This is a genomic window from Pseudomonas sp. NFPP02 (assembly GCF_900119355.1).
Taxonomy (GTDB): Bacteria; Pseudomonadota; Gammaproteobacteria; order Pseudomonadales; family Pseudomonadaceae; genus Aquipseudomonas; species Aquipseudomonas paracarnis.
In genome coordinates, this window is record NZ_FPJI01000011.1 from 123,954 (window position 1) to 147,807 (window position 23,854).

At 60.6% G+C, this 23,854-nt stretch carries 26 protein-coding genes; 8 read left to right on the forward strand and 18 right to left on the reverse strand.

Going from position 1 to position 23,854, the window contains the following annotated elements:
- Positions 1-24 precede the first annotated feature (24 nt).
- The 13 genes from BT204_RS19685 to aroC form a co-directional block, all read right to left on the reverse strand.
- Positions 25-360, reverse strand: a complete 336-nt coding sequence (locus tag BT204_RS19685) for a hypothetical protein (protein WP_054920475.1) — start codon at positions 358-360, stop codon at positions 25-27.
- A 213-nt stretch (positions 361-573) separates the two neighbouring features.
- Positions 574-1,188: a class I SAM-dependent methyltransferase gene (locus tag BT204_RS19690; protein WP_054920472.1), complete on the reverse strand. Its 615-nt coding sequence runs from the start codon at positions 1,186-1,188 to the stop codon at positions 574-576.
- Positions 1,189-1,250: 62 nt separating this feature from the next.
- Positions 1,251-1,811 carry a hypothetical protein gene (locus BT204_RS19695; protein WP_072448014.1) on the reverse strand — a complete coding sequence of 187 codons (561 nt, stop codon included), beginning with the start codon at positions 1,809-1,811 and terminating at the stop codon, positions 1,251-1,253.
- Entirely contained in the window at positions 1,808-2,602 is a 795-nt protein-coding gene (locus tag BT204_RS19700; RefSeq protein WP_054920468.1) for a hypothetical protein, read from the reverse strand. Before BT204_RS19700 ends, BT204_RS19695 begins: the two co-directional genes overlap by 4 nt.
- On the reverse strand, positions 2,595-5,441 hold the full coding sequence (locus BT204_RS19705; protein ID WP_072448016.1) for an ATP-binding cassette domain-containing protein: 2,847 nt from the start codon (positions 5,439-5,441) through the stop codon (positions 2,595-2,597). Before BT204_RS19705 ends, BT204_RS19700 begins: the two co-directional genes overlap by 8 nt.
- The gene (locus BT204_RS19710; RefSeq protein ID WP_054920461.1) at positions 5,438-6,223 is read right to left on the reverse strand and encodes a hypothetical protein; all 786 of its coding nucleotides are present in this window, start codon (positions 6,221-6,223) and stop codon (positions 5,438-5,440) included. Before BT204_RS19710 ends, BT204_RS19705 begins: the two co-directional genes overlap by 4 nt.
- A complete protein-coding gene (locus tag BT204_RS19715; protein ID WP_054920459.1) occupies positions 6,220-7,611 on the reverse strand; it encodes an MBL fold metallo-hydrolase in 1,392 nt (463 codons plus the stop codon). The genes BT204_RS19710 and BT204_RS19715 overlap by 4 nt, the downstream gene beginning before the upstream one ends.
- Entirely contained in the window at positions 7,602-9,080 is a 1,479-nt protein-coding gene (locus BT204_RS19720; RefSeq protein ID WP_054920457.1) for an MBL fold metallo-hydrolase, read from the reverse strand. Before BT204_RS19720 ends, BT204_RS19715 begins: the two co-directional genes overlap by 10 nt.
- An 86-nt stretch (positions 9,081-9,166) precedes the next feature.
- On the reverse strand, positions 9,167-9,328 hold the full coding sequence (locus tag BT204_RS27935) for a hypothetical protein (protein ID WP_156359065.1): 162 nt from the start codon (positions 9,326-9,328) through the stop codon (positions 9,167-9,169).
- A gap of 329 nt (positions 9,329-9,657) precedes the next feature.
- Positions 9,658-9,927, reverse strand: coding sequence for a response regulator transcription factor (locus BT204_RS19725; RefSeq protein ID WP_054896323.1), 270 nt, complete (start codon positions 9,925-9,927; stop codon positions 9,658-9,660).
- Positions 9,928-10,136: 209 nt separating this feature from the next.
- A complete protein-coding gene (locus BT204_RS19730) occupies positions 10,137-10,667 on the reverse strand; it encodes a 1,2-dihydroxy-3-keto-5-methylthiopentene dioxygenase (RefSeq protein WP_057977005.1) in 531 nt (176 codons plus the stop codon).
- Positions 10,664-11,827 (reverse strand): MFS transporter, encoded by a 1,164-nt coding sequence (locus BT204_RS19735; protein WP_054896363.1) that lies wholly within the window; start codon positions 11,825-11,827, stop codon positions 10,664-10,666. The genes BT204_RS19730 and BT204_RS19735 overlap by 4 nt, the downstream gene beginning before the upstream one ends.
- A gap of 75 nt (positions 11,828-11,902) precedes the next feature.
- The gene (aroC, locus tag BT204_RS19740; RefSeq protein WP_003192786.1) at positions 11,903-12,994 is read right to left on the reverse strand and encodes a chorismate synthase; all 1,092 of its coding nucleotides are present in this window, start codon (positions 12,992-12,994) and stop codon (positions 11,903-11,905) included.
- 143 nt (positions 12,995-13,137) lie between these two features.
- Between aroC and BT204_RS19745 the strand changes: the two genes are divergently transcribed.
- Positions 13,138-14,100 carry an alpha/beta hydrolase gene (locus BT204_RS19745; protein ID WP_019818577.1) on the forward strand — a complete coding sequence of 321 codons (963 nt, stop codon included), beginning with the start codon at positions 13,138-13,140 and terminating at the stop codon, positions 14,098-14,100.
- A gap of 99 nt (positions 14,101-14,199) precedes the next feature.
- Complete coding sequence (locus BT204_RS19750) at positions 14,200-15,003, forward strand: hypothetical protein (RefSeq protein ID WP_034126144.1); 804 nt, start codon at positions 14,200-14,202, stop codon at positions 15,001-15,003.
- Positions 15,004-15,131: 128 nt separating this feature from the next.
- Here the strand turns inward: BT204_RS19750 and prmB are convergent, their stop codons facing one another.
- Complete coding sequence (gene prmB / locus BT204_RS19755) at positions 15,132-16,040, reverse strand: 50S ribosomal protein L3 N(5)-glutamine methyltransferase (protein ID WP_034126143.1); 909 nt, start codon at positions 16,038-16,040, stop codon at positions 15,132-15,134.
- A gap of 240 nt (positions 16,041-16,280) precedes the next feature.
- On the opposite strand from prmB, the gene BT204_RS19760 reads away from it, so the two are divergent.
- The 5 genes from BT204_RS19760 (at position 16,281) to BT204_RS19780 (ending at position 19,058) form a co-directional block, all read left to right on the forward strand.
- Positions 16,281-16,871 (forward strand): cysteine hydrolase family protein, encoded by a 591-nt coding sequence (locus tag BT204_RS19760; protein ID WP_014719280.1) that lies wholly within the window; start codon positions 16,281-16,283, stop codon positions 16,869-16,871.
- A gap of 136 nt (positions 16,872-17,007) precedes the next feature.
- A complete protein-coding gene (locus tag BT204_RS19765) occupies positions 17,008-17,328 on the forward strand; it encodes a hypothetical protein (RefSeq protein WP_054896326.1) in 321 nt (106 codons plus the stop codon).
- A gap of 75 nt (positions 17,329-17,403) precedes the next feature.
- Positions 17,404-17,961: a Smr/MutS family protein gene (locus tag BT204_RS19770; protein WP_003192796.1), complete on the forward strand. Its 558-nt coding sequence runs from the start codon at positions 17,404-17,406 to the stop codon at positions 17,959-17,961.
- 78 nt (positions 17,962-18,039) lie between these two features.
- Positions 18,040-18,585 (forward strand): GTP cyclohydrolase I FolE, encoded by a 546-nt coding sequence (gene folE / locus BT204_RS19775; protein WP_014719282.1) that lies wholly within the window; start codon positions 18,040-18,042, stop codon positions 18,583-18,585.
- Between the two features lie 101 nt (positions 18,586-18,686).
- Complete coding sequence (locus BT204_RS19780; protein WP_020302241.1) at positions 18,687-19,058, forward strand: glutathione S-transferase N-terminal domain-containing protein; 372 nt, start codon at positions 18,687-18,689, stop codon at positions 19,056-19,058.
- A 120-nt stretch (positions 19,059-19,178) separates the two neighbouring features.
- On the opposite strand, the gene BT204_RS19790 is transcribed toward BT204_RS19780, so the two are convergent.
- The 3 genes from BT204_RS19790 to BT204_RS19800 are packed head-to-tail and all read right to left on the reverse strand — an operon-like array spanning position 19,179 to position 22,115.
- A complete protein-coding gene (locus tag BT204_RS19790; RefSeq protein ID WP_034126142.1) occupies positions 19,179-19,499 on the reverse strand; it encodes an AtuA-related protein in 321 nt (106 codons plus the stop codon).
- Positions 19,496-20,821 (reverse strand): acyclic terpene utilization AtuA family protein, encoded by a 1,326-nt coding sequence (locus BT204_RS19795; protein ID WP_072448020.1) that lies wholly within the window; start codon positions 20,819-20,821, stop codon positions 19,496-19,498. The genes BT204_RS19790 and BT204_RS19795 overlap by 4 nt, the downstream gene beginning before the upstream one ends.
- Before the next feature lies 1 nt (position 20,822).
- A complete protein-coding gene (locus tag BT204_RS19800) occupies positions 20,823-22,115 on the reverse strand; it encodes a CitMHS family transporter (protein WP_054896330.1) in 1,293 nt (430 codons plus the stop codon).
- A 110-nt stretch (positions 22,116-22,225) separates the two neighbouring features.
- On the opposite strand from BT204_RS19800, the gene BT204_RS19805 reads away from it, so the two are divergent.
- Complete coding sequence (locus tag BT204_RS19805) at positions 22,226-23,122, forward strand: LysR family transcriptional regulator (RefSeq protein WP_054896331.1); 897 nt, start codon at positions 22,226-22,228, stop codon at positions 23,120-23,122.
- A 102-nt stretch (positions 23,123-23,224) separates the two neighbouring features.
- On the opposite strand, the gene BT204_RS19810 is transcribed toward BT204_RS19805, so the two are convergent.
- Positions 23,225-23,827: a glutathione S-transferase family protein gene (locus BT204_RS19810; RefSeq protein WP_072448022.1), complete on the reverse strand. Its 603-nt coding sequence runs from the start codon at positions 23,825-23,827 to the stop codon at positions 23,225-23,227.
- Positions 23,828-23,854 lie beyond the last annotated feature (27 nt).

Consider the following 23,854-nt stretch of genomic DNA (forward strand, 5'->3'; position numbering starts at 1 on the left):
TCGGCGGCCGAGTAATTCCTTCGACTACTCAGTGAGTACGTTGCTCATGTACACCTTGGTGTGACGCAGGTACTCCTTGGGAATGTGGTAACCGCCGTAGGCTTTCACATGGCCGTCGATATAGCCGCTCATGGCCTCGCGCGAAGCGAATATCCGCTTGGCTCGCTCGAAGGTCGCAGGGTCGCGGTAGATCATCAGGTGGATCAGCGGCTCGCCCAGTTCGGTGGGGATCAGGTTGATCACCTTGACCCCTTCCTTCGACTTACCCGCATAAGTCTGCATGTGCGCAGCCTGAGAGGTGACGAAGGTATGCAGGAACGCCTCTTCCTGACCCTTGGGCGGCTCGAAAATGATGGTCATTGCTTTGCTGGAGGAGGTGGCGGCCGAGGCTGGGGCTGTCGGGGCCTGAGTCTGAGCCCATGCATGGCTGCCAAAAAACCAGATAAAGCCGACTAGGCCAAGACGCGCTGTAAGATTGCTCACCGTTATCACCGTTATTGTTACCAATGGTTTTTTATGTCGAGCCAAGCATGTCCGGCGAGCGGACCTGGGATGGCTGACTCGAGGCTTTTGCTATTTGTGCAGCACGACTGAAATCATTTTCCCGTCCAAGTCCGCCGTGGGGTTGGCCGTATCCCTGGGCGCAACCTGCACGGAACTGATTTCCACGCGGCGATAGTGTTCGAACATCACACGCTGGTACTCCTGCGGCAGCAAGGTCCGGATGCAGAAAAGGGCGAGGCGCCCGCCATCATCGAGCAGCGACTGCGCGGCAAACTTAAGGAACCTGAGGTTTTCGTTGTCAACCGCCGCCATTTCATCGGCGAACGGATCGAAGAAAATCGCGGAATAACGCTGGCTGCTGGTGTCAAGCTGCTGCCAGTAGCCGGGGTGCAACTGAATGTTCTTACGTACGCCCTTCCAGCGCTCGGCCTGGAGCAGCACCTGTGGGTGGGGCTCGACAATGGTATGGGACGCCGGGCCGAACTCCTGCAGGATGCTGGCCGAGATACCCATACCGAAGCCGATTTCCAGTAGCCGGTCATCAGGCGTGAGCTTGAGGTCCTCGACCATCCTGCGGATCAGTGGCCTCTCCCACTCATGCATGACGTACTCGTTGCCGATGCGCAGTGAATCGCCGGTGTAGACCGCCTCTGTCGCCAGATAGTCCTTGCGTTGCGGGTCCATGAACACTCCTTTTCTCGTCAATCACGGGTAGGTACGGCGATCACTCCAACAGGCAGACGGCGTTACCGCACCAGTTTCAATTCGGGCCTGCCGACGAAGGCTTGCGCCGGCGTTACATTCGATTTCAGCAGCAGTGTCTGGAACCCGTCCTTGAACGGAACCCTGGCGAGGATCGCGATACTCAGCTCTTCGAGGTACAGCGAAAAGCCTTGGAGCATCTTCAATGGCAGACCGGCAAGTACGGCATATGCGATTTCGAGCAGTAACTGGTCGAGATAGATCACTAGGGTTCTTTCGCTGTACCGGTGCAGAATCGCTTCCAGTTCGATGGCAAATACATGGTAGAGAGTGTTGAGGCTCTGGCTACCGTAGCGACCAGCATAGGAATCGAACAACCAATCCATCTTGCGAGCCCCATAGACCTGCTGCGGATCGTAGAACTCCTGCTCGAAGACCAGGGTCTGGATCCCCAAGCTGCCAGCCAGCGACAGGACCGGGGCATAGCAGGTCGAGCACCCGGACAGAACTAGCAGGTCACCATGTGCGCACTGCAGCGTATGCAGGTGGTTTTGCAATAACTCCTCATCGAACTTCTTCGCACGGCGCATGAGAATCACGTTCATCTCATCGAACTCCTGAAGCCAGCCTCGCAGGCCGTCAATGCCTCGATATGCCGCGTACGGGTAGCGCCGACGATACAAGCGTCTACCTGCCGATGATGAAAGGCGTAGTGCAGCGCAGGCGCCAGCGGAATATCGCCGCCCGCCAGGCAATGCACGGCGTAGAGGCGGGATCGGGCCTTGATTTGGCGCAAGTAGCCGGCGTAGCTTGGGCATTGCATGTTCAGCAGGTTGACCGGCACCGCGGCGCCGGCGAACGATCGCTCTCTCAGCACCTGCAGGAAGCCGGCGCTGGGGTGGAACCCCAGGAGAATTCGCGAGGCAATCGCAATGGCCGCCTCCATCTGTTGCAGGATCGCTTCGAGCAGCGCGTATTGCTGTTGCGCAAGCAGAATGTCCAGCCAGTCGCCCCCTAGGGTCACTAGGCCCGGCTGGCAGTAGTGGATGATATCGAGGTCTTCGGCTATCTGTTGCGCATCGGCGGCGAAAGTATATCCAGGAGCCGTGTAGTAGTACTCCGGGTTGGCCTGGATCTGACGGACACTGACGCCCTGCCCCGTTGCCTGCTCGGTGACTCGCAGCAAAAACCGCGAATGATAGATATGCCGCGTTCGTGCGCCCCCAGCCAAGGCATTGCTGACAGCCTTGGCTGTGGACCAGTCGCCGCTGGCCAGGCCCAGTCCGGATTTGGCCAGAACCCTGCGCGCGATCTCCTCGACCTGTTGCGCCGAGTAAGGACTGCCGTAACGTTTAAGAAACCCCCGGTCGCCCAAGTACAGAATCGGCTCATCCATGAGTCTTTCCTCGCTCCGGGCAATCAACTACCAGCTCGCCGAGCTCTATGTCATTTTCCAGTCGGCAACGATGATCCACCAGCACCAGGGTGTTACCGCTACGCTCGGCGTAAAGGTGCAACGCTTGCACACGCTCGGCCAACTGCTCCGCGCGCAAAGCACTGAACGGCTCGTCCAGCAACAACAGATGATGGCGGTCCTCCGGCAACGCGCTCAGCCAAGTATCCAGCCAGCCGCTTGCCCCGGGTTCACCGCCGAGCAGCGCCAGGGAATTACTGTCCAGGTAATAGCAGGTTGATGTCATGGCCTTCACCATGCCCGCCTCTTCGATGATCACGTCGGTGATACCGGCCACGCCCTTGAGGTAATCGCTCTTGCCAGAACCGGAGTGCCCCGATAGCGAATACAACCGGCTCCGTTCCAGGCTCAGGGCACGATAGGCATGTTGAGCAATAAAGGGAGCAATGCTCAGGCTTTGCCCAGCAATCGCCACGACCACCGAGCTTTTGGGCCGGGCAAAATGCTGCAGACGCTCCACCGACACCGACTGCGACTTGAAACCTGTGACGGCCAAAAACACATTGGCCAGATCGGAACGCACCAGTAACAAAGCCGTGACCGCGAGCACAAAAGCCGAATCGCTGGGCCGGTAGAGCCAGCCCATCAGGACCACCAGAACAATCACTAGGTCGCTGAGCAAAGTGCAACTGGCTGCCGTGACGGTACGGGTGATAACACTGCGCATGCGAGTGGTGTAGAAATGCCTCACCCCCTCGACTATCGTCCCCCGCTGAGTGAGCGCTAGCCAATCTCCCATGCGTTCAAAACCCACGCCACCGGCCCGGGAAATAGAAAACGTCACATGGGCCGAGCGCAATAGGGAGTCAAATCCCTTAACGCTTTCCACCCGGGTCCGATATAGCTCGTTGATCGAAAGCCGGTACAACCCCGCCAGCAAGCCGCTGAACAGCAGCGCCACCGCGATGCCGAACAGGCCGAACCCCATCCACAAGGCCACGCCATTGCACAGCAATAGCGCGATAATCCAGGCAATGTCGTGGGCATACCAGGCAATACGTTCGAATGTCGTGGTGACGTCGCGAGAAACCACCTGCAGCGCATCGGCCAGGCCAGTGACCCGAATGTCTCGCAAGCCATCGGTGAACAAGCGGGAAAAGCGGCTGCGCAACAGATTCTCGATAAACAGCCCGGCAGCGATTCCTGCCCCTACCCCGACCACGGCATACAACACAACCTGCCAAGGCGAGAAGCCTGCCTCTGGTAGCGTCAGGTTGGCGGCATAACTCATCATCAGCGCCGGCACCATCAACATCAGCACACCCCAGCCACAATACTTGAACAGATCGCCGAGACTGAAGCGATCCAGTGCCCGGCAGTTAGCCGGCACCGTCGAAGCCGTCCGCTCACTAACCTGCACGGGTGAGCCTTTGCGCTGCGCTATCGCTCTTGCTGCCGATGGGCTGAAGCTTACCCAGGACAGGCACTCCAAGGCGTCTTTCACTGCCAGCGCGGCCGCAGCGTCCAACGCCGAGAGGTCGTGGTCGATATTCAGGGTTCCGTCCTGGGCACGGGCCAGAAACACCCCGCGCAGCAGTTGCAGGCGCAGGCGTTGTCCGGCAGAGAGATTGCTCCCGTCCAGCTCGATGGGCAGCTGCAGGACCTGCTGTGGGTTCGGCCCCAGCTCGGGTACCAGCCGGAAAGCGCCCAGCAACGCGTGCAGGTCCTCGCGCTGGCTCTCCAGCGGGCCAGGAATCAGTTCGACCAGCTTCGCAGGCCAGACCGGCCAGTCGGCATCGAACTCGATCACGCCCCGGGCCAGATCGGCGGCGGCGGGTCGCAGCACCGAATGCCTGGAGGAATTCTGATACAGACCATTGAGTGCTTCCAGAGAGCGGCCGATGGCCTTGTAACTCACATAGGATCGGGGCAGCGCTAGCACCGCCGCCAGCAACGGGATGCTCAGCCAGAAAATCGCCCCTTCCCAGACCGTGGCCGATTCCGAGGTGCCCAGCAGCCCCAGCAACACAAAGGGAATCAAGCGACCGAAACCGATGATGTAGCTGTCGGCACCACGCAACAGAGTATCCAGGTTGCGCAGGCAGCGTTCGCCCCCCAGTGTCCGCTCGATGCTCTGCAAGACCGTCCGGTCGGCGAACTGCTTGAGCCACGGGCCTTTACGCAACCATGCCGAACACCGTTCGATACGCTGCGCCGCCATATCCATGATCCGCTGGTAGTTGCGGTCTGAGAGCCAGGACAGCAGATAGGAAAGCGGCAGGAACACACCGATCACCGCAACCGCCCAGAAACCTGCCGTGCCAAAGACCAACAACGCCAGCAGGATTGAAAGCAGCAGGAAAACCGGAATAGCCAACAGGTTAACGCTAGCACCGATGCCATCGAGAATGACGCTGAAATCCCGCGAAACCACCCGCTCCAGCACCGACACATCTACACGGGGCTGCATCTTGCGCGCCAGAAGGCGCTCGAACTCGCGGCATAACGTCAGGGAGATGTAGCGTTCCAGATTGAGCTCGCTCACCATCAGCAAAAAACCGCTGATGGCCAAGAACGCCAGGAGCACGGTGTCCGTCAGTACAATATCGACGATGCCTTGGGCCGCCACCAGTGTGCTCAGCTTGTAGATGAACAACAGCGGCACGGCGTATTGCAACAACGACACCCATACATAAGCGCCGACCGCCCAGGGCGCAAGGCTGAAGGCCAAGCCGAAAAAGCCGTCGGCGAAAGCTCGCTCTTCGGAGCGAGCGAACGGCTGATAGCGTAATGTCGGCGTAAAACAGTACATCCACTTCACGACAGCGCCTCCTCGCAGTACACCCGACCAGGCTCCAGGGCCTGTACACGCAGCAGGCAGTCTTGGATTTTCTGCAGATCATAATAGTGGGCGGGAATCTTCCGGCACTCACAGTAACGGGCCACCCATTCCTCCAGACTCCACGAACTTACCGGCCCCACCCCCAGGAAGCGGCTCAAGGACAAGATGTCGAACCACACACTGCGCTGCAGGGAATGAGTCTCCAAGTCGAGGATGCGCACGCCATCCACGGTAACGAGCAGATGCTCCGACTTGCAGTCACCGACGCTGATGCATTGCAGGTCGAACGGCGGCAAACGGCAGCGCGACGACAGGCAGGGATCGAGAAACTCAGGGGTACTGCGGTGCCCCATGACCCGCTGGATATTCGCAAGGGCCGTGGCATGCATCGCCGCGTAGGCCGCGATCACTTCAGGCAGGTCGGCCGGACCGGGCAAACGCCCTTGAAGAGACTCCAGCACGAGTACCTGGTGCCGCGCATCCTGACAGCGCATGCCTGCGATCGGCCCCGAGCGGAACAGCAAGTATCCGCTGGCTTCGGCGGTATAGGCCGCCTCATCGAAATAACGTTTGATCACCACCTGCTCGCCCGAGGCCACGCACACGCCCGAGCAGACCAGGGACTTCACCGACTGGCCAAGTACCCGCAAAACCTGATAACGCTCGGCCAACAGCTCGGCAAGCGCCTGTCGCTGCTGCTGTACCTGAGCTGCGCCGAGGAGTTCGAGATGCACATGCTCAAAGGCTCTTTGCCGGCTCATGGCGCAGTCACCAGGGACAGCTCATAACTGCGCAAGGCACGTCCATAGTCCACTTGCTCGTTGTAATACTCGAGCCAGAACGCCAGTGGGCTGTCATAGCGATCGCAGACATACCACTGCGATGCCGACAGGTTGAGCAGCTCCCATATCTGCAACTCGCCGAGAACCAGCTTGCAGAAATCGCCATGGTCGACACGGATGCCGTAGGGATAACGCTTGATCGCCCCCTCGCCTTCGTCCGGCACCTCGATGAACTCGACCCTGGACACATCCAGCACCCACTGGTGACCGGCGCCGTCGTCCCGGATCAATTGCAGCACCGCACGGCACGGACTAACGGGGCGCCCCAGGTAGTTGCTCTGAGCCATCAGGACCTGGCCGTAGCGAGTAATCAGCCAGGTCCTGGCCATTTCGTCGAGATGGGCCTTGATCCGCTGTGTATCAAGAGAGACCGTCTGGCGTCGCCCTTTCGGTGGGCAGGGCCCTATCTGTTCCTCGGATGCGCAGATCCAGCCAGCCGGTTCGCCAGGCCGAGCCGGCGCCACGTCAAAGCTTTCGCCGGGTGTCAGTGAGTGCACCGCTCGCAACAAAGACAGTTCGCTACAGATCTGCGCAAGTTCGAGGTTCGACCAGGGGTGATGCGTCTTGCCAAAGGGATCGCGATATCCATTGCCCGCGAGGAGCAGGGTCGGCACCTGGTTCAGTCGGCGCATCGGTCTGTGTACGATTTCGTCCAGCAGACGCAAGCCGGACAGCCGGGTGTAGCGTTGGTCCGGCACCGGCAACAGGTTGTCCAGGCCAATCGGCCCTTGCGTCCCGCTGCACTGGAAATTATTGGTCATAACCATGACCTGGGGCCAGGCAACGGCTCCATTATTGACATCGGCAAAGTAGACGTCGGCGATTCGGGTGTCGGACTGGATGAACACCGCCTCGCGGCCCTGATGCTCGACATGCAGCGACGCTACCCGGCTGTCCCAGAACAGTACCTCGGTGAAGGGCATGTAGAAGCGCAGCCTCAGCGAGCCGATAACGAACTCTGCCTGAGTATCGACCCGCCGCACCTCGTAACCGCATGCACGGACAATCGCCTCGGCCGCGCCGGGAAACAGTTCCGGGACATAGACCACTTTGCGCTTGAGCAAATGCCCACAGTCCGACGACAGACGGCGCAAGGAGGGCGGGTGAAAGTGCTGCAGGTGCTCGGTGGTCAATACAATGCCATCCACCGCCGGCATACGCTGCAGATCGACGTTGCGCGCCGGGATTATCGCAAACTGCCGGTCAGCATCGGAACCGAAGCCACCACCCAGCACCGGGTCAATCAACACATGGCAATCACCAGCCTGCAGTGACCAGCTTTCGTGGCCGATCATCGTCAGTTGCATGGGCACACCTCAAGATTGCGCATGCTGCGCCAGATGATTTTCGCCAAGAGCTCAGGGCTGCCGTTCTCGCCGTAATAGCTGTAGAAGAACGGGATCAGGCCATCGAAGATGCCGGTCTCAAACCAGGACTGGACCGAAACGCCGACGATGTCCCAGACCTGCAGGTCCCCTTCGACCATGCCGATGAAGTCCACCAAGGGCAGGCATACTCCAAAGGGATACAGCCCCACCAGCGATTCGAGCTGGTTATGCGCCTCAGCCTCGAACTGGCCGCTGATCAGATTCAGTGCATAGCTGTCCTGACGCCCCAAGGCATGGGCGACAAAACTAAAAACGATTCTTTTCGGCCCGAGCTTGCACCCGTTGTAGTGAGACATCGCCAACACCTTGCGTCCGGTGATAAACAACATCAGGCTTTTCGCCAGGCGTTGCAGCTCGGCTTGCGCACGTCGCAGCAACTCTTCATACGCCTCGGCGTCCTGCACGTCCGGGCGTACCGATGCGACCACCTCGACGGTCTTGCGGGCATCGATGAACTGGTCCAGCTCCTCCATTAGCAAGTTGTGCTGCACCTTATCCACCTGAACCCAGTCGATAACCGCCTGCGGCCTGGGATCAGTGTCCAGGGCAAAGGCTTCGCCTGGCAGCAGGCCGACAATATTGGTGTCCAGGCTGAGCTGATTGGCCAAGCGGCTCAATGTCGGCTGATCGGAAAACGGGAAAGCGGCGAAACCGCCCAGGCGCTTGATGAACCCACCACCGCAAAGGGCGATGTTCTCGGGTTGCACCGGAAAATCGTCCATGTAGCCGGTCAGCACGGCGCTGAGCACACCAATCCCCAACGGACCGACTTTACGGTTGCTGTCACTTGCGTTCTTGCCCCAGTTTTCCAGGGACTGAAAGGCTCCTGGAGGCGATACCCTAGAGTTGTTCGAGACGATCACCAGCTTGGGCGGTACCAGTCGTCCTGCGACGATATCGGTCTTGAACACTTCGGACACCAGGGCATCCACAGCAATGAAGATGCCACCGCTCGACTGCTCGGCCTCCTCGATATGCACCTGGGTGACCCGGCTTTCCCAGAAGGCGGTCTTCGGATCCGCCGGGTAGAAGCGTAGGCTCAAGTCGCCGACCCGCATTTGATCGGTGTCGTTGACTTGCGTAAGGGTAAATCCGAGGTCACGGATGCATTGTTTGACCGGTTCAACAATGGTCGCCCCCACCACAAACTGGGCGGAACGTGGTAACAGATTCAGCGACTTGATATCGAAATGATCGGAATGTTCGTGACTGAGGAAAATCAGGTCTATATCGGAAAGTGCGGCGGCATCGACGGTACGCGGCGGATAGATCTCGATCCGGTGCTCGTCGACCAGCCCGAAGTCTTCACATAACAGCGGGTCAATCAGGATCCTTGTACTTCCATGTTCCACTAGCCACGTTTGATGGCCGATAAAGATCGCCCTCATGTCCACCTCCCTGATCGACAACTGAATACTCAGTACCCAAAAAATGAAAAAGCAAGAAAGGACTTTCTTGCTTTTTCGGGGTCAGTTCAACGGTGGTACGCGCAGCTCGCAGCCTTGGTTTCGGAAACACGGGTCTTGGACTTCTTGATGGCATCGCTCAAGACCTGCAACTCTTCCTTGCTGAAGAATACTTTCTCGACGTCTTGATGATTGGGTGCGGTCGCACCTTCCTGGATCTTCTGGTTCATGGCTTGCTCCTTGTCTAAGTGTTTGCAGGTATGCCAAAAGGGTAATGGCACTTGCAAAAGCCGAGTCGCGGATAGGCAGCGACATGCCAACACTAGAACCCCGGTAGGGTGCACGCAATGGAAAATGGCCGGCAACAGCATCTTTGGGAAACGTCCGACAAGAAGGCGAGAACTCTAGTTTTTCGGCGCAAATACACATCGCAAAGCTTGTCTGAGTGCGTGAACAGAAGCAGAAGGGCTCTTGCATCAATGGGCGTCTTCGAGTTGAGCGAATTCAAACGCAAAAAAGGGCCGCGGCGCCATTGGCGTCGCGCCCCTTTTTTGTGCCTTCAGCACAAGCCCTGGCGTGCGGCCTCATTCTTTGCCTGTACACGGTTGGTGACATCCAACTTGCCGTAGATGTTGCGCAGATGAAATTTAACCGTGGCTTCAGAGGTGGCGCGAATCTGGCTGATTTCCCAGACGGTCTTGCCCTCGGAGGCCCATCGCAGGATTTCCAGCTCGGTGGAAGTCAGGGGCTTGCCGGACAAGCTCATGCGTTTTCTGATAGCCGTCGGCACGATAACCAACGGGCGATACGTCTCCTCGGGGCCACTCATTGTTCTCTCCTTATATCTGCTGATGCGCTGCCATCTTTCGGATTCCTCCCATTGACAGATGGCATAAACATTGACGCCGAACAGAGAGTTACATAAAGAGTGGAATCAAAGCGCACAGCACCGAACAAACAGCGTTGCCCTACAAATAATTAAGTTTCTTCCCACAGCAACTTCCAACTTGCCAGGGTTGAACATTCAGTTATCTATGCTTAGTCATCCAGCCTTGGAAAGCGGGCGGCAATCGCATCACCGGTCAAAGAGGGCACAACGCCTTGGGCCGTGTTGAACAAACGCAGTGTCACACAGTGCGGGTTTTCGCCGATGTCGAACCAGTGCGGTACACCGGCCGGGATGATCAGCAAGTCATTCTTCTCACAGCGCAAGCTGTACACATAGTCGCCTATGTGCAGCGTAAACAGCCCCTGGCCTGCGATGAAGAAACGCACTTCATCTTCACTGTAGGTACGTTCATCCAGGAACTGTGCGCGCAACTCGTCTTTCTGTGGATGGTCGTGGGTCACGCTGACCACTTCAACAGCGGCGTAGCCCAGAGCATCGATCTGCGCCTGGTACGCGGCGATCATCTGCGCCGCACTGGCGCCCTTTTCGATTGGGCTGGGCTGCCAGCGTTCGAACCGCACACCGTGCTCGGCCAGGGTCGACTGGATGTCGTCGGCATGGGTCAACACTTTGTTCGGGGTGTCCGGGGTGGCGATGGAGTAGACGGCTACATAGCTCATTGCACGGTTCCTTGGTTCGGCTCTTGCAATCGAAGGCCAATGATAATGGCGGCGGCCAGCGCCGCGAGGCTGGCGATACTGAACGTGAAGGTTGGCCCCAGCAGATTCCAGCTGTAACCGGAATACAGGGCGCCGAGCGCGCCGCCGGTGCCGGCCAGCGCGGCATATAGGGCCTGGCCCTGGCCTTGCTGGCGGTCACCGAAGCTGCGTTGCACAAAGGCAATCGCCGCCGCGTGGAAGCTGCCGAACGTGGCGGCGTGCATCAACTGCGCCACCAGCAGCAGCCAGAAAACCTCGGCAAATGAACCCAGCAGCCACCAGCGCAGCGCCGCCAGCAAGAAGCTGGCGAGCAGCACCCGGCGCACCGAAAAGCGCGCAAGAATACGGCTCATGGCCAGGAACATCAGCACTTCCGCCACCACCCCAAGCGCCCACAGCAGGCCGATCACGCCACGGCTGTAGCCCAAATGCTCCAGGTGCAGGGTGAGGAAGGTGTAATACGGGCCATGGCTCATTTGCATCAGCGCCACGCAGGCATAAAACGCCAGCACGCCTGGGCTGCCCAATTGCTTGAGAAAGCCATCGCCGGCCAGGCGGTTGCCGTGGCTGGCCGGCTGCGCGTTCGGTACCCACAGGCTGGCGCCGATGATGCCGGCCATGATTACCACGACCACCACCGGGTAAATATCCAGGCTCAGCCAATCGAACAGGCGCCCCATAACCACCACGGTGAGGATAAAACCAATGGAGCCCCACAGACGGATCTGGCTGTAGCGCGAGGTTTGCTTGTGCAGGTGGGCCAGGGTGATGACTTCAAACTGCGGCAGCACCGCGTGCCAGAAGAACGCGTGCAGGGCCATCACCAGCGCCAGCCAGGCGTAGGTTTTGCTGACAAAAATCAGGCAGAAGCTGGCCAGGGTGCACACCGCGCCGAAGCGCACAATGGCCAGACGCCGGCCGGTGTAGTCGCCGATCCAGCCCCACAGGTTGGGGGCCACGCAGCGCATCAGCATGGGAATGGCCACCAGCTCGCCGATGCGCGCGCTGGAGAAACCGAGGTGATCGAAGTACAGCGCCAGGAACGGCGCGGTCGCCCCCAGCAGGGCGAAATAGAAGAGGTAGAAGCTGGAGAGGCGCCAGTATGGGAGCGGTGGGAGCATGTTATTGGGGCTGCTGCGCAGCCCAGCGCGAGCAAGCTCGCTGGCCACAACAAGCTCGCTCATTGCCCCAGGCGATCACAGTTGGCCCAGTATCGGGGTACTCACGCGCACATCGGCATTTTGCCCGCGGTTGCGCAGCAGATGGTCCATCAACACGATGGCCATCATGGCTTCGGCAATCGGTGTGGCACGGATGCCGACGCACGGGTCGTGGCGGCCCTTGGTGATCACGTCCACCGGGTTGCCGTGCACATCGATCGAACGGCCAGGCGTGGTAATGCTCGACGTGGCCTTGAGCGCCAGGTGCGCCACGATCGGCTGGCCGGAAGAAATACCGCCGAGGATGCCGCCCGCGTTGTTGCTGAGGAAACCTTCAGGGGTCATCTCATCGCGATGCTCGGTACCGCGCTGGGATACGCAGGCGAAGCCGGCGCCGATTTCCACGCCTTTCACCGCGTTGATGCTCATCAACGCATGGGCCAGTTCGGCGTCGAGGCGATCAAAGATCGGCTCACCCAGGCCCGGTTTCACGCCTTCGGCCACCACGGTGATCTTCGCGCCGACCGAGTCCTGGTCGCGGCGCAACTGGTCCATGTAGGCCTCCAGTTCCGGCACCTTGTCCGGGTCGGGGCAGAAGAAGGCGTTGTCTTCGACGCTGTCCCAAGTCTTGAACGGGATTTCAATCGGGCCCAACTGGCTCATGTAGCCACGGATGACGATGCCCTGGGTGGCCAGGTATTTCTTGGCGATGGCGCCAGCGGCCACGCGCATGGCGGTTTCACGCGCCGAGCTGCGGCCACCGCCACGGTAGTCGCGTTCGCCGTATTTGTGGTGGTAGGTGTAGTCGGCATGGGCCGGGCGGAACAGGTCCTTGATCGCCGAGTAGTCCTTGGACTTCTGGTCGGTGTTACGAATCAACAGGCCAATGGCGCAGCCCGTGGTGCGACCTTCGAACACTCCGGAGAGGATTTCGACTTCGTCCGGTTCCTGGCGCTGGGTGGTGTGGCGGCTGGTGCCGGGCTTGCGGCGGTCGAGGTCGCGCTGCAGGTCGTCCAGGCTCAGCTCCAGGCCTGGCGGGCAGCCGTCGACAATGGCGACCAACGCCGGGCCATGGCTTTCGCCCGCGGTGGTGACAGTGAACAGCTTGCCGAAGGTATTGCCGGACATGCAGGGCGCTCCGTGAAATCAGTTGAATCAAGTCAACCGTAATAACTTAAGACAGCCAGTATACGCAGGCTAACCGACTAGTTCATCCTCGAAACCTTACCGGTAGACGTTGGTCCAACCGGCACCTCTCCAATGATGGCGCTATGATGCTGCGAGTTCTGCTGTTCACCCTCACCCTGTTCACCGCCGTGGCCCAGGCCGCCTCCCCTGTTGTCTTGCAACGCCCGATCAGCCTGGACACCGGCAGCGGCCAACTCTTTGGCTCCCTGCTGTTGCCGCAATCGGATAAACCGGTGCCGGTGGTGCTGATCATCGCCGGCTCCGGCCCCACCGACCGTAACGGCAACAGCGCCGACGGCGCGCGCAATGACAGCCTCAAGCGCCTGGCCTGGGTACTGGCCCGGCATAACATCGCCAGCGTGCGCTACGACAAGCGCGGCGTGGCCGCGAGCCTGGCGGCCACGCCGGATGAACGCAACCTGACTTTGGAGGCGTATGTGGCCGACGCCGTGGCCTGGGGCAAGTTACTCAAGGCCGACAAGCGCATGGGCCCGCTGATTGTGCTGGGCCACAGCGAGGGCGCGCTGGTCGCCGCCCTCGCCGCGCCGCAACTTGAACCGGCCGGGGTCATTTCCTTGTCTGGCAGCGCCCGCCCGGTGGACCAGGTGATCCGTCAGCAACTGGCCGATCACTTGCCCCCTGCCCTGCTGCTGCGCAGCAATGAAATACTCGATCACCTCAAGGCCGGCCAGGTGGACGCCGACGTGCCGCGCCCATTGGAGGGTATTTTCCGACCCAGCGTGCAGCCGTATCTGATCAGCCTGTTCCGCGCCGATCCGTCGGCCGCCTTTGCGCGCCTGGACATGCCGGCGCTGATCATTCAGGGCACCAACGATATCCAGGTTGGCGTAGGCGACGCCCGGCAACTGAAGCAGGCCAAGCCCGACGCGCAGTTGACGGTGATCGAAGGCATGAACCACGTGATGCGCATCGTGCCCAATAACGTAAAGCAGCAACTGGCCTCCTACAATGACCCGAAACTGCCGCTGGCTGCGGAGCTGGGCCAACGTATCGTCAGCTTTATCGAAGGACTTCAACCCCGTTAAGCGGCAATTGGCCTCCAGTCCTGGGAAAAACGGCCGATAAGTCCAGAGTCGACAGTAAAAAGACTGTCGGCTCGCAGGGCTTGGACAGGATCGCGCCGCATGACAACCACCGAAACAACACCCGAATCTACCGCCGAAACTACGGCCGCAACCGAAGCTGGCGCCGCAGCGGCCCTGCCGTGGGCCGACGTTCACGCCGAACATTTCAAGATGCTGCGCCTGGCCCCGCTGGCCACCGACCGCGCGACCGGCGCACGGCCGTTGCGCTTTGTGCAGTTCGGCTATGCCGAGCGCCATGATAAACACCACAGCCTGTTGCGCATGGTCATCCAGTTACCGGGCCAGCGAGTACGGCGCGAGCAGAACCACCTGGATATCTGGGTCGATCACGATAAACACCGCGTGCATTTCGGGCCCGGCAACAGCCTGGAAATCGAGCCGGCCAACCGCGGTATCGGGCGCTTCCTGGTGGCCCAAGGCGCCGCCTGGGCGAAGAAGAAGTGGTCCCACTACCGCGTCGACGGCGTGGACCTGGCCAATAAGGACGCCCTCAACGAAGCCACGCGCCTGCGCCGCGATCACTTCCTGCGTATCCAGGGGTTCGATGTGGCCTACGCCGATGTGCAGCACCTCAAGGGCAATGTGCAACCCGGCAAGGTCAGCGACGTGCTGGACAGTTGGAACACCGAGAAAGTGCAGTTCGTGGAGATCCTGGAAGCCGCGCAGATGCTGCAACAGGCAGAGCAGAACCTGGCGGAGCAGGAAGTGAAGCTGCGCAAGGAAGAGGAGAAAGTCACCAAGTTCAAGCGTGAAGACAGCGGGCTGCGCTTTACCATCACCTGTCTGGTGGCGTTTACGGTGTTTCAGGCGGGGTTGTTGATCTGGATTGCCACACACCGCTGATAGATTGAAATGCAATCAACATGTGGGAGCTGGCTTGCCTGCGATAGCGATGTATCAGTAGCACCAGTGCAAGCTGACCCACCGCTATCGCAGGCAAGCCAGCTCCCACATTGACCGAGTTTCTGCAGTTATATCCGGGCAGCGAAAACGGCCTGGTGTTGGCGGCACTGCTCAGCCGTCAACATAAACACCCCATGCCCACCGCGCTTGAAGTCCAGCCAGGCGAAATCCACTTCCGGGTACAGCGCCTCGACATGCACCTGGCTGTTGCCCACTTCGACAATCAGCAGGCCCTTCTCGGTGAGGTGGTCCGCAGCTTCAGCCAGCATCCGGCGTACCAGGTTCAGGCCGTCGTCGCCGCAGGCCAGGCCCAGTTCCGGTTCGTGCTGGTATTCATCGGGCATGTCGGCGAAATCTTCGGCATCCACGTAGGGCGGGTTCGACACGATGAGGTCGAAACGCTGGCCGGGTAGCCCGTCAAAACCATCGCCCTGCACGGTGTAGACCCGCTCGTCGACGCCATGGCGCTCAATGTTCTGGTTCGCCACTTCCAGGGCTTCGAAGGACAAGTCTCCCAGCACCACTTCGGCCTCGGGGAATTCATAGGCACAGGCGATGCCGATGCAACCGGAGCCGGTGCACAGGTCGAGGATGCGTGCCGGCGGCTGGGCCAGCCAGGGTTCGAAGCGGTCTTCAATCAGCTCGCCTATGGGTGAACGCGGGATCAATACGCGCTCATCGACGATAAACGACATGCCGCAAAACCAGGCCTCCTTCAACAGGTAGGCCGTTGGCACTCGCTCATGGATACGGCGATGCAGCAAGCGCTGCACGTGGGAGATTTCCTCTTCTTCCAGGTTGCAATCCAAATAGCTGTCGGCGATTTCCCACGGCAGGTGCAAGGCGCCCAGTACCAATTGCCGGGCTTCGTCCCAGGCATTGTCGGTGCCATGGCCAAAAAACAGGTCTTCCCCATGGAAACGGCTGACAGCCCAACGGATGTGGTCGCGCAAGGTGCGCAGGCGAGAAGTGATCACGGGGGCAAGCTCCTGGAAAAAACGACTGGCGATTCTAACAGCCTTCACCTGTACCGACGATGTACGAAAAACCTGGCGCCGTACGTCGGATTTCATCGAATCTGCCCGCATTGTGTTAAACAGGCCTGCCTCTTGACATGGCTGCACGCCAGCAACGGCGTACCTTACGATAGTAGCGATTCACAGAAGCGCTCAGCCAGTGGACAATGTCGCAAAAGCCCCACTCACAGGAGCCCCAGAATGTCCGTTCCAAAGACGATGTTTCAACTCAGCGGTCGCGGTTACGCAGCAGCCAACCTCAATCATGCGACCCTGGTGATCATCGACGCCCAGAAAGAATACCTCAGCGGCCCGCTCGCCCTCTCGGGCATGGACGCGGCGGTAGAAAACATCAAGCAGCTTGTGACCGCAGCGCGCAGTGCCGGGCGCCCGATTGTGCATGTGCGCCACCTGGGCACCGTGGGCGGCCTGTTTGACCCCCAGGGCGAGCGCGGCGAATTCATTCCGGGCCTAGAGCCTGAGGGTGACGAAACCATCATCGGCAAACTGCTGCCCAGCGCCTTCCATGGCACCGGCCTGGAAAAACACCTGCAAGACCTCGGCTCCCTGGACCTGATCGTCTGCGGTTTCATGAGCCACTCCAGCGTCAGCACCACCGTGCGCGCGGCCAAGAACCTGGGCTTTCGCTGCACGCTGGTGGAAGACGCCTGTGCCACCCGCGACCTGCCCTACAAGGGCGGTATCCTGAGCGCCGAGCATGTGCAGCAAACCGAAATGGCCATCATGGCAGACAACTTCGCCACCCTGGCGCTGGCCAAAGACTTGATCTGATGCTGCTGGCGGTGAGCGGCGTGTTTATTGCTCCGCTCATCCGCAAAGCCCTCTCATTTGGCGCATTTACCTCTCCCCCCGGAACAACCTGTGTATCTTCCGGTCGAAGGGCCGATACCCTGGAGGAAAGGTCGGAATGAAGATATCCGATGGTTTTGATGCTCGTCGCTTGCGCCCCAAGGGCCCGAGCAATTGGCGTCTGCGCCTGGTAGCGTGCATTGCCGCGTTGCTGGCGCTAGTAGGCTTGTTGTTGGCGGGCGCTGGTGGCGCCGGTCTGTTTGGGCATTCGCCCGCCCTGGGCGAACTGAATGCCAGCCCGGGCGGCTCGGCACTCCTGCTGGGGATCGGCTTGCTGGTGCTGTGGTTGGGCGTGTGGTTGTGGCGTCGCAGCCGCCGGAAAATGCGCCAGCCGCTGTCGTTGAATATCGCCTCTCACCTGATGAAAAAGCACGACTGATGGCGCTTGGATAGCGTTTCCTGCGCCCTGGCCGCCGCGATTTAGGTAAACTGCCCGCCCTTCGCGGAGGCTGACATGCAAGACGACGATTTTTCCCTGTTCAAAAACGAGCTGCGCGGCGTCAAGCCGATCAAGCACGACCGCGCCGACACCGGCAAACCCAAGACTGACCGCGCGCAGATCGCCAAGCTGCGCCAGGCCGCGACCGTGCGCACCGATGCCACTACCGTGGACGGCCTGTCGGACCAGTTCGTGATCGACGTCGGCCCCGAAGATGAACTGATGTGGGCCCGCGACGGCGTGCAGGAAAGCCAGATGCGCAAGCTCAAGGCCGGCCAGATCCCGTTCGAAGGCAGCCTCGACCTGCACGGCATGACCGTGGAAAAAGCCCGGGAAACCCTCTGGGCCTTCCTGGCCGAAGCGACCAAATTCGAAATCCGCTGCGTGCGCGTCACCCATGGCAAGGCTGTGCGGTTGGACGGCAAGCGCCCGATGATCAAGAGTCACGTCAATACCTGGCTGCGCCAGCATGCCCAGGTGCTCGGCTTTACCTCCTGCCAGGCTCGTCACGGCGGTGCCGGCGCGGTGTATGTGATGCTCAAGCGCACCATGATGGAAGGGCGCGACGAGTAACAAGTGCCATCGTCAGGCTTGCAGCGATGTGTCCGCCACCGTAACCTTGCGCTTTGCGAAAATCCCACAGGTAGTTTCATGTCCCTGGAACAGAATTACACCGCGATCCTCGGCCAACTCGGCGAGGACGTGTCCCGCGAGGGCCTGCTCGACACGCCAAAGCGTGCCGCCAAGGCAATGCAGTATCTCTGCCGCGGTTATGAACAGACACTCGAGGAAGTCACCAACGGTGCCTTGTTCAGCTCTGACAACAGCGAAATGGTGCTGGTCAAGGACATCGAGCTGTACTCGTTGTGCGAACACCACCTGCTGCCGTTTATCGGCAAGGCCCACGTGGCGTATATCCCGAGCGGCAAAGTGCTGGGTCTGTCGAAGGTCGCACGCATTGTCGACATGTATGCGCGCCGCCTGCAGATCCAGGAAAACCTCAGCCGCCAGATCGCCGACGCCGTATTGGAAGTGACAGGCGCCCTGGGCGTGGCCGTGGTGATCGAGGCCAAGCACATGTGCATGATGATGCGCGGTGTGGAGAAGCAGAATTCGTCGATGATCACCTCGGTGATGCTGGGTGAGTTCCGCGAGAACGCGGCCACCCGCAGCGAATTTCTCAGCCTGATCAAGTAACCGGCTGGGCAGGAAGGAACCGGCGTTCATCGCCGGTTTTTTTTCGCCTGCAGAAATCAGGTAAGCTGCGCCCCCTCAGTCATGGGCAAGAGGTTTCAGCCATGTTCGTCAAAGCACTTCGAGTGGGCCTCGGCCACGTCATCATCGCGGGCGACTTTCTTACCCGCCCACGCAAAAAGCAACGCCCTGCCGAACAACAGGCCAAGGTCAATGCTGCGGCCAAGGACCTGACCCTGTATCAGTTCCACGCCTGCCCGTTCTGCGTGAAGACCCGTCGCACCCTGCACCGCCTGAATGTGCCGGTGGCGCTCAAGGATGCGAAGAACAACGAGCAGGACCGCCAGACCCTGCTGGAGCAAGGCGGCAAGATCAAAGTGCCGTGCCTGCGCATCGAAGAGAACGGCCAGACCACCTGGATGTATGACTCCAAGGTGATCATTGACTACCTGGACAAGCGCTTCGCTGCGATCTGAAGCCCGCGGCGATCAATGTAGGAGCGAGCTTGCTCGCGAAAAACGTCAACGATAACGGGGGCTGCCTGAATAAACGCGGTGCCTGTGAGTTCTTCGCGAGCAAGCTCGCTCCTACAGAAATCAGGTGGGTATTGCCAGGTCGAGATCCAACAGTGCCGAACCCAGGCACTTGCCGTGGGCGTCCAGGGCCAGCGAGCGGGTTACGCCGCCGCGCAGGATTCCCGGCAGGACGAAGTTCAGCGCCTGCACGTTCGGCAGCTCATGGCGCTGAACCGGTGCCGCATCGGGATCGCGTAAATCGGCAAAGAACTCGGCCACGCGCTCAGCCGTCAGCTGTTCACACAGCAACGGATAATCCTCGGCGCGATAGGCAATGATCGAGATGTTCGACGTGTCGCCCTTATCCCCGGTGCGGGAATGGGCCAGCCTGTGCAGTTTCATTCTTCAATCCTCGGTTTGACCGCTTCACGGGGCAACAGCAACGACGCCACCGCCACCACCTGACGCACGCTCTTGCTCGCCCCACCGCCCCCGGCCGGGCCGTTGGTGTAGAGGGTCTCTACTTCATTGCCGACCCGCACGGCGTCGCTGCGCTCGTCACAACGGGCGGCAACCCGCAGGCGCACTTCCCAAGGCTCGACGCTGCTGCGAGGGCCGTGCAATGAATCCATGCCGATCAACTCGGCACGCAGGTCCTGCATGTTGACCCCGATCAACGCGAGACGCTTGAGCACCACTTCCCGCGCCAACTCGGCCCGTGCGACAGCGCCAGGACCACCGTAGGACATCTGCCCTTCACCAATCCAACCGTCCAGATAACCGACGCTGACCTTCAGTTGATCAGGCCGGGCACGCCCACTGGCTCCCTGGGCACGCACCCGGTCCACGCCCTCCTCGACAAACCCCACCTGGGAAAAGTCGGCCGTCACATCCGGGGTCAAATAAGCTGCCGGGTCGTGAACTTCATAAATCAGTTGTTCGACGCAGGTCGCGCGGCTGACCCGCCCACCCGAGCCTGCCACCTTGGTGATCACTGCGTTGCCGTCGGCGTCGATCTCGGCCAGGGGAAAGCCCAGGCGCGCCAGATCCTCCACATCCTTGAAGCCTGGATCGGCGAAATAACCGCCACTGACCTGCCCCGCGCACTCAAGCAAATGCCCCACCAGCGTGCCCCGGCCCAGTCGCGGCCAATCATCGAAGGCCCAGCCGAACTCGAACATCTGCGGCGCCAGGAACAGCGAAGGGTCGGCCACGCGCCCGGTGATCACCACATCGGCGTCGGCGCGCAACGCTTGAACAATGCCCTCCACGCCCAGGTAGGCATTGGCAGAAATCAGCCGCTCACCCAATGCGCCTACGGTCTGGCCGTTATCCAGCAACTGCTCGGCAGACAAGGTATGCAGCACGTCATCCCCGACCACCGCCACAACCTTGAGGCCCAGGCCCAGCTCGCCAGCAATGCGCCGTACTTCACTGGCCGCCGCCAGCGGGTTGGCCGCGCCCATGTTGGTGATCACGCGCAGGCGTCGACGCCCCGTCCCCTGCCCCACAAAGGGCAAGACACGGCGCATGCGCTCAGCCAGCAGCGGGTCATAACCGCCTTGCGGTTCGCTGATACGCGCCTGTTGCGCCAGGGCGATGGTGCGTTCGGCCAGGCATTCGAAGACCAGGTAATCCAGGTCGCCGTGTTCGGCCAGTTCCACGGCGGGTTCTATACGGTCGCCGGAGTAGCCGGCGCCGGAGCCGATGCGCAAGGTGTTCATGTCAAATCACTCCCAGGAGCAACGCCGTCAGGGTCATCAACACCGAGGCGGCAAACAGGAAAGGAATGGTGAAGCGCTGGTGATCGGCCAGTTCGATCTTGCACAGGCCCACCAGCAGGAAGGTCGCAGGGGTCAGCGGGCTGACCGGGAAGCCGGTGGTGTGCACGCCCAGCAGCGAAGCCTGGGCCACCTGAAGCGGGTCGACGCCCAGGGCTTTGCCGACTTCGGCGATCACCGGCATCACGCCGAAATAGTAGGAATCTGGGTCAAACAACATGCTCAGGGGCATGGACAAAAAGCCCACGACGGCCGGAATCAACTTGCCGTGGCCCGCCGGAATCTGCGCCACCGCCACTTCGGCGATGGCCTTGAGCATGCCGGTGCCTTGCATGATGCCGGTAAATACCCCGGCCGCGAGCAGGATACTGGCCATGGTCAGGGCGGTTTTCGCATGAGCGTCAATGCGCGCACGCTGGGCGTCCACGTTGGGATAGTTGATGCACAACGCAACCACGGTGCCGAGCATGAACATCACCACCGGGTCGACCCAGCCGGCGATCATCACCACCATCACCAGCACGGTCAGCACCAGGTTGACCCAGAACAACCGTGGACGGCGCAGCTTGATGTCGTCATCGCTGAGCACTCGTTGCGGCACCGCCTCCACGCTGGAACCGGCGCCCAGGCCCAGGCGTTTTTCTTCGCGATGGCCCAGCCACCAGGCGCAGGCGAAGACAAAGATCAACCCGACGATCTGCACCGGGATCAGTGGCTGGAACAGGTCGGCCACTGGCACATGCAGCGCCGCCGACGAACGCAGCACCGGGCCGGTCCAGGGCAGGAAGTTGACGCCGGCGGCCATCGCACACACGCAGGCGAGGATGCGTTTATCAATGCCCAGCCGCGTATACAGCGGCAGCATCGCCGGCACCGTCACCAGAAAGGTCACCGCGCCAGAGCCGTCCAGGTGCACCAGCAACGCCAGGGTCGCGGTCCCCACCACAATCCGTGTAGGACGCGTGCCGACCGTGCGCAGGATGCGATCAATGATGGGATCGAGCATGCCCGCGTCGGTCATGATCCCGAAAAACAGGATCGCGAACACAAACATGCCGACCACAGGGGCGACGTTCTTGATACCGGTAATGATGAAGGCACTGGTTTGCAGGCCGAAGCCGCCGATCAGCGCAGCGATGATCGGCAAGGCGATCAAAGCCACCAGTGGCGAGAGGCGCTTGCTCATGACGGCAGCGAGCAGGCACAGGATGGTGATGACACCCAGGGTTGCGAGCATGGGTTACTCCAGGCGGCCTGGTTGGCCAGTTATTGTTTTCCCTGGAGTATTGGAAGCGGGTTAGTCTTTGTAAATTGGAATATTCGGCCTAGCTCGTTCGGAAAAACAAAATGAAGAACTCCATCCAGCACATCCAGGCGTTCCTCGCGGTGGCCCGCACTGGCAGTTTCACCAAAGCGGCCAACGAGTTACACCTTTCGCCGTCGGCCCTCACCGTGCAGGTGCAACAACTGGAAGACTGGCTCGGCGTCGCCCTGCTCGACCGCAGCCCGCGCCACGTGAGCATTACCGCTGCGGGCCAGGAGGCGCGCGGGCCCATGGAAAAACTGGTGCTGGACCTGGACAACATCGTCACCGGCTCCCGCGACCTCGCCGCCTTGCGCCGTGGAGTGGTAACCATCGCCGCGCTGCCCTCAGTCTGCGCTGGCGCCCTGCCCCCGGCCTTGCGCCTGTTTCGCGAACGCTTCGCCGGCATCGAAGTGCGCCTGCATGACCTGGTGGCCCAGCGCATTCACGCAAAGGTTCGCAACGGCGAAGTGGATTTCGGCATCGGCGTGCGCGCCCGCCTGAGCCACGGCCTGGACTTCATACCGGTGCTCAATGATCGGCTGTGCGCATTTGTGCCATCGGGCCATGCGCTCGCCCGCCATCGCCAACTGACGCTGGAACAATTGGCGGACCAGCCAATCATCCTGACCGGGCGCGACAGCAGTGTGCGCGAGCAAGTGGACACGCTGTTCGATGACACACGGTTGACGCTGAACGCCGGCATGGAGGCCAACTACATGTCGACCGTATTGGCCTTGGTGCGCCAGGGCCTGGGCATCAGTGTGTTGCCGGAGTCAGCGGCCGATAGCCTGGAAGGTTTGAAGCGGATCAGCATCGATCATCCCGGGGTGAATCGGGAGATCGGGTTGATCAGCCGTAGCGGGATGGGCTTGAGCCCGGCGGCGCAGCGCTGCTTTGAACTGCTCAACAAAGCACTGCCTGACACGCCGCCGCGCTGAATGTGGGAGCAGGCTTGCCTGCGATGCAGACACCTCGGTTTAGCCGGGGCACCAGGGTGACGCTATCGCAGGCAAGCCAGCTCCCACATTGGACCGAGGGAGTCAGTCGAGCATCGCCACGTAGTTGGGATGACTGGCCACGCGCTGCAACCACGCCTGCACCGCCGGATACGGCGCCAGGTCAAAGCCGCCTTCATGGGCCACATGGGTGTAGGCATACAACGCAATATCGGCAATGGAAAATTGCTCGCCCACTAAATAAGGCGTGGCTTGAAGCTGACGCTCCATCACCCTCAAGGCCTTGTAACCGCCTTTGTGGGTGGTCTTGTATTCTTCCAGCCGATCCTCGGGCATGTTCAGGTAAAACTGAATGAACCGCGCCACCGCAATGTAGGGCTCGTGGCTGTATTGCTCGAAGAATTGCCACTGCAGGACTTGCGTGCGCAGGCGCGGTTCGGTCGGTAGGAACTCGCTGCCATCGGCGAGGAAGTTGAGGATCGCGTTGGACTCCCACAGGCAGGTGCCATCTTCGAGCTCCAATACCGGGACCTTGCCATTGGGGTTCTTGGCCAGGAACGCCGGGGTCTGGGTATCACCCTTGAGGATATCGATATCAATCCATTCATACGGGATGCCCAACAGATTGAGCATCAATTTGACCTTGTAGCAATTGCCCGACTTGTAATCGCCATAAACCTTGTACATGGGGCTCCCCTTTTTCGCCGCGCTGAC

What these genes read in the sequence shown, in the direction of transcription:
- BT204_RS19685 (WP_054920475.1), bottom strand. Translation starts at nt 360, where the DNA reads ATGACCATCATTTTCGAGCCGCCCAAGGGTCAGGAAGAGGCGTTCCTG.
- BT204_RS19690 (WP_054920472.1), bottom strand. Translation starts at nt 1,188, where the DNA reads ATGGACCCGCAACGCAAGGACTATCTGGCGACAGAGGCGGTCTACACC.
- BT204_RS19695 (WP_072448014.1), bottom strand. Translation starts at nt 1,811, where the DNA reads ATGAACGTGATTCTCATGCGCCGTGCGAAGAAGTTCGATGAGGAGTTA.
- BT204_RS19700 (WP_054920468.1), bottom strand. Translation starts at nt 2,602, where the DNA reads ATGGATGAGCCGATTCTGTACTTGGGCGACCGGGGGTTTCTTAAACGT.
- BT204_RS19710 (WP_054920461.1), bottom strand. Translation starts at nt 6,223, where the DNA reads ATGAGCCGGCAAAGAGCCTTTGAGCATGTGCATCTCGAACTCCTCGGC.
- BT204_RS19715 (WP_054920459.1), bottom strand. Translation starts at nt 7,611, where the DNA reads ATGCAACTGACGATGATCGGCCACGAAAGCTGGTCACTGCAGGCTGGT.
- BT204_RS19720 (WP_054920457.1), bottom strand. Translation starts at nt 9,080, where the DNA reads ATGAGGGCGATCTTTATCGGCCATCAAACGTGGCTAGTGGAACATGGA.
- BT204_RS27935 (WP_156359065.1), bottom strand. Translation starts at nt 9,328, where the DNA reads ATGAACCAGAAGATCCAGGAAGGTGCGACCGCACCCAATCATCAAGAC.
- BT204_RS19725 (WP_054896323.1), bottom strand. Translation starts at nt 9,927, where the DNA reads ATGAGTGGCCCCGAGGAGACGTATCGCCCGTTGGTTATCGTGCCGACG.
- BT204_RS19730 (WP_057977005.1), bottom strand. Translation starts at nt 10,667, where the DNA reads ATGAGCTATGTAGCCGTCTACTCCATCGCCACCCCGGACACCCCGAAC.
- BT204_RS19735 (WP_054896363.1), bottom strand. Translation starts at nt 11,827, where the DNA reads ATGCTCCCACCGCTCCCATACTGGCGCCTCTCCAGCTTCTACCTCTTC.
- aroC (WP_003192786.1), bottom strand. Translation starts at nt 12,994, where the DNA reads ATGTCCGGCAATACCTTCGGCAAGCTGTTCACTGTCACCACCGCGGGC.
- BT204_RS19745 (WP_019818577.1), top strand. Translation starts at nt 13,138, where the DNA reads ATGATGCTGCGAGTTCTGCTGTTCACCCTCACCCTGTTCACCGCCGTG.
- BT204_RS19750 (WP_034126144.1), top strand. Translation starts at nt 14,200, where the DNA reads ATGACAACCACCGAAACAACACCCGAATCTACCGCCGAAACTACGGCC.
- BT204_RS19760 (WP_014719280.1), top strand. Translation starts at nt 16,281, where the DNA reads ATGTCCGTTCCAAAGACGATGTTTCAACTCAGCGGTCGCGGTTACGCA.
- BT204_RS19765 (WP_054896326.1), top strand. Translation starts at nt 17,008, where the DNA reads ATGAAGATATCCGATGGTTTTGATGCTCGTCGCTTGCGCCCCAAGGGC.
- BT204_RS19770 (WP_003192796.1), top strand. Translation starts at nt 17,404, where the DNA reads ATGCAAGACGACGATTTTTCCCTGTTCAAAAACGAGCTGCGCGGCGTC.
- folE (WP_014719282.1), top strand. Translation starts at nt 18,040, where the DNA reads ATGTCCCTGGAACAGAATTACACCGCGATCCTCGGCCAACTCGGCGAG.
- BT204_RS19780 (WP_020302241.1), top strand. Translation starts at nt 18,687, where the DNA reads ATGTTCGTCAAAGCACTTCGAGTGGGCCTCGGCCACGTCATCATCGCG.
- BT204_RS19790 (WP_034126142.1), bottom strand. Translation starts at nt 19,499, where the DNA reads ATGAAACTGCACAGGCTGGCCCATTCCCGCACCGGGGATAAGGGCGAC.
- BT204_RS19795 (WP_072448020.1), bottom strand. Translation starts at nt 20,821, where the DNA reads ATGAACACCTTGCGCATCGGCTCCGGCGCCGGCTACTCCGGCGACCGT.
- BT204_RS19800 (WP_054896330.1), bottom strand. Translation starts at nt 22,115, where the DNA reads ATGCTCGCAACCCTGGGTGTCATCACCATCCTGTGCCTGCTCGCTGCC.
- BT204_RS19805 (WP_054896331.1), top strand. Translation starts at nt 22,226, where the DNA reads ATGAAGAACTCCATCCAGCACATCCAGGCGTTCCTCGCGGTGGCCCGC.
- BT204_RS19810 (WP_072448022.1), bottom strand. Translation starts at nt 23,827, where the DNA reads ATGTACAAGGTTTATGGCGATTACAAGTCGGGCAATTGCTACAAGGTC.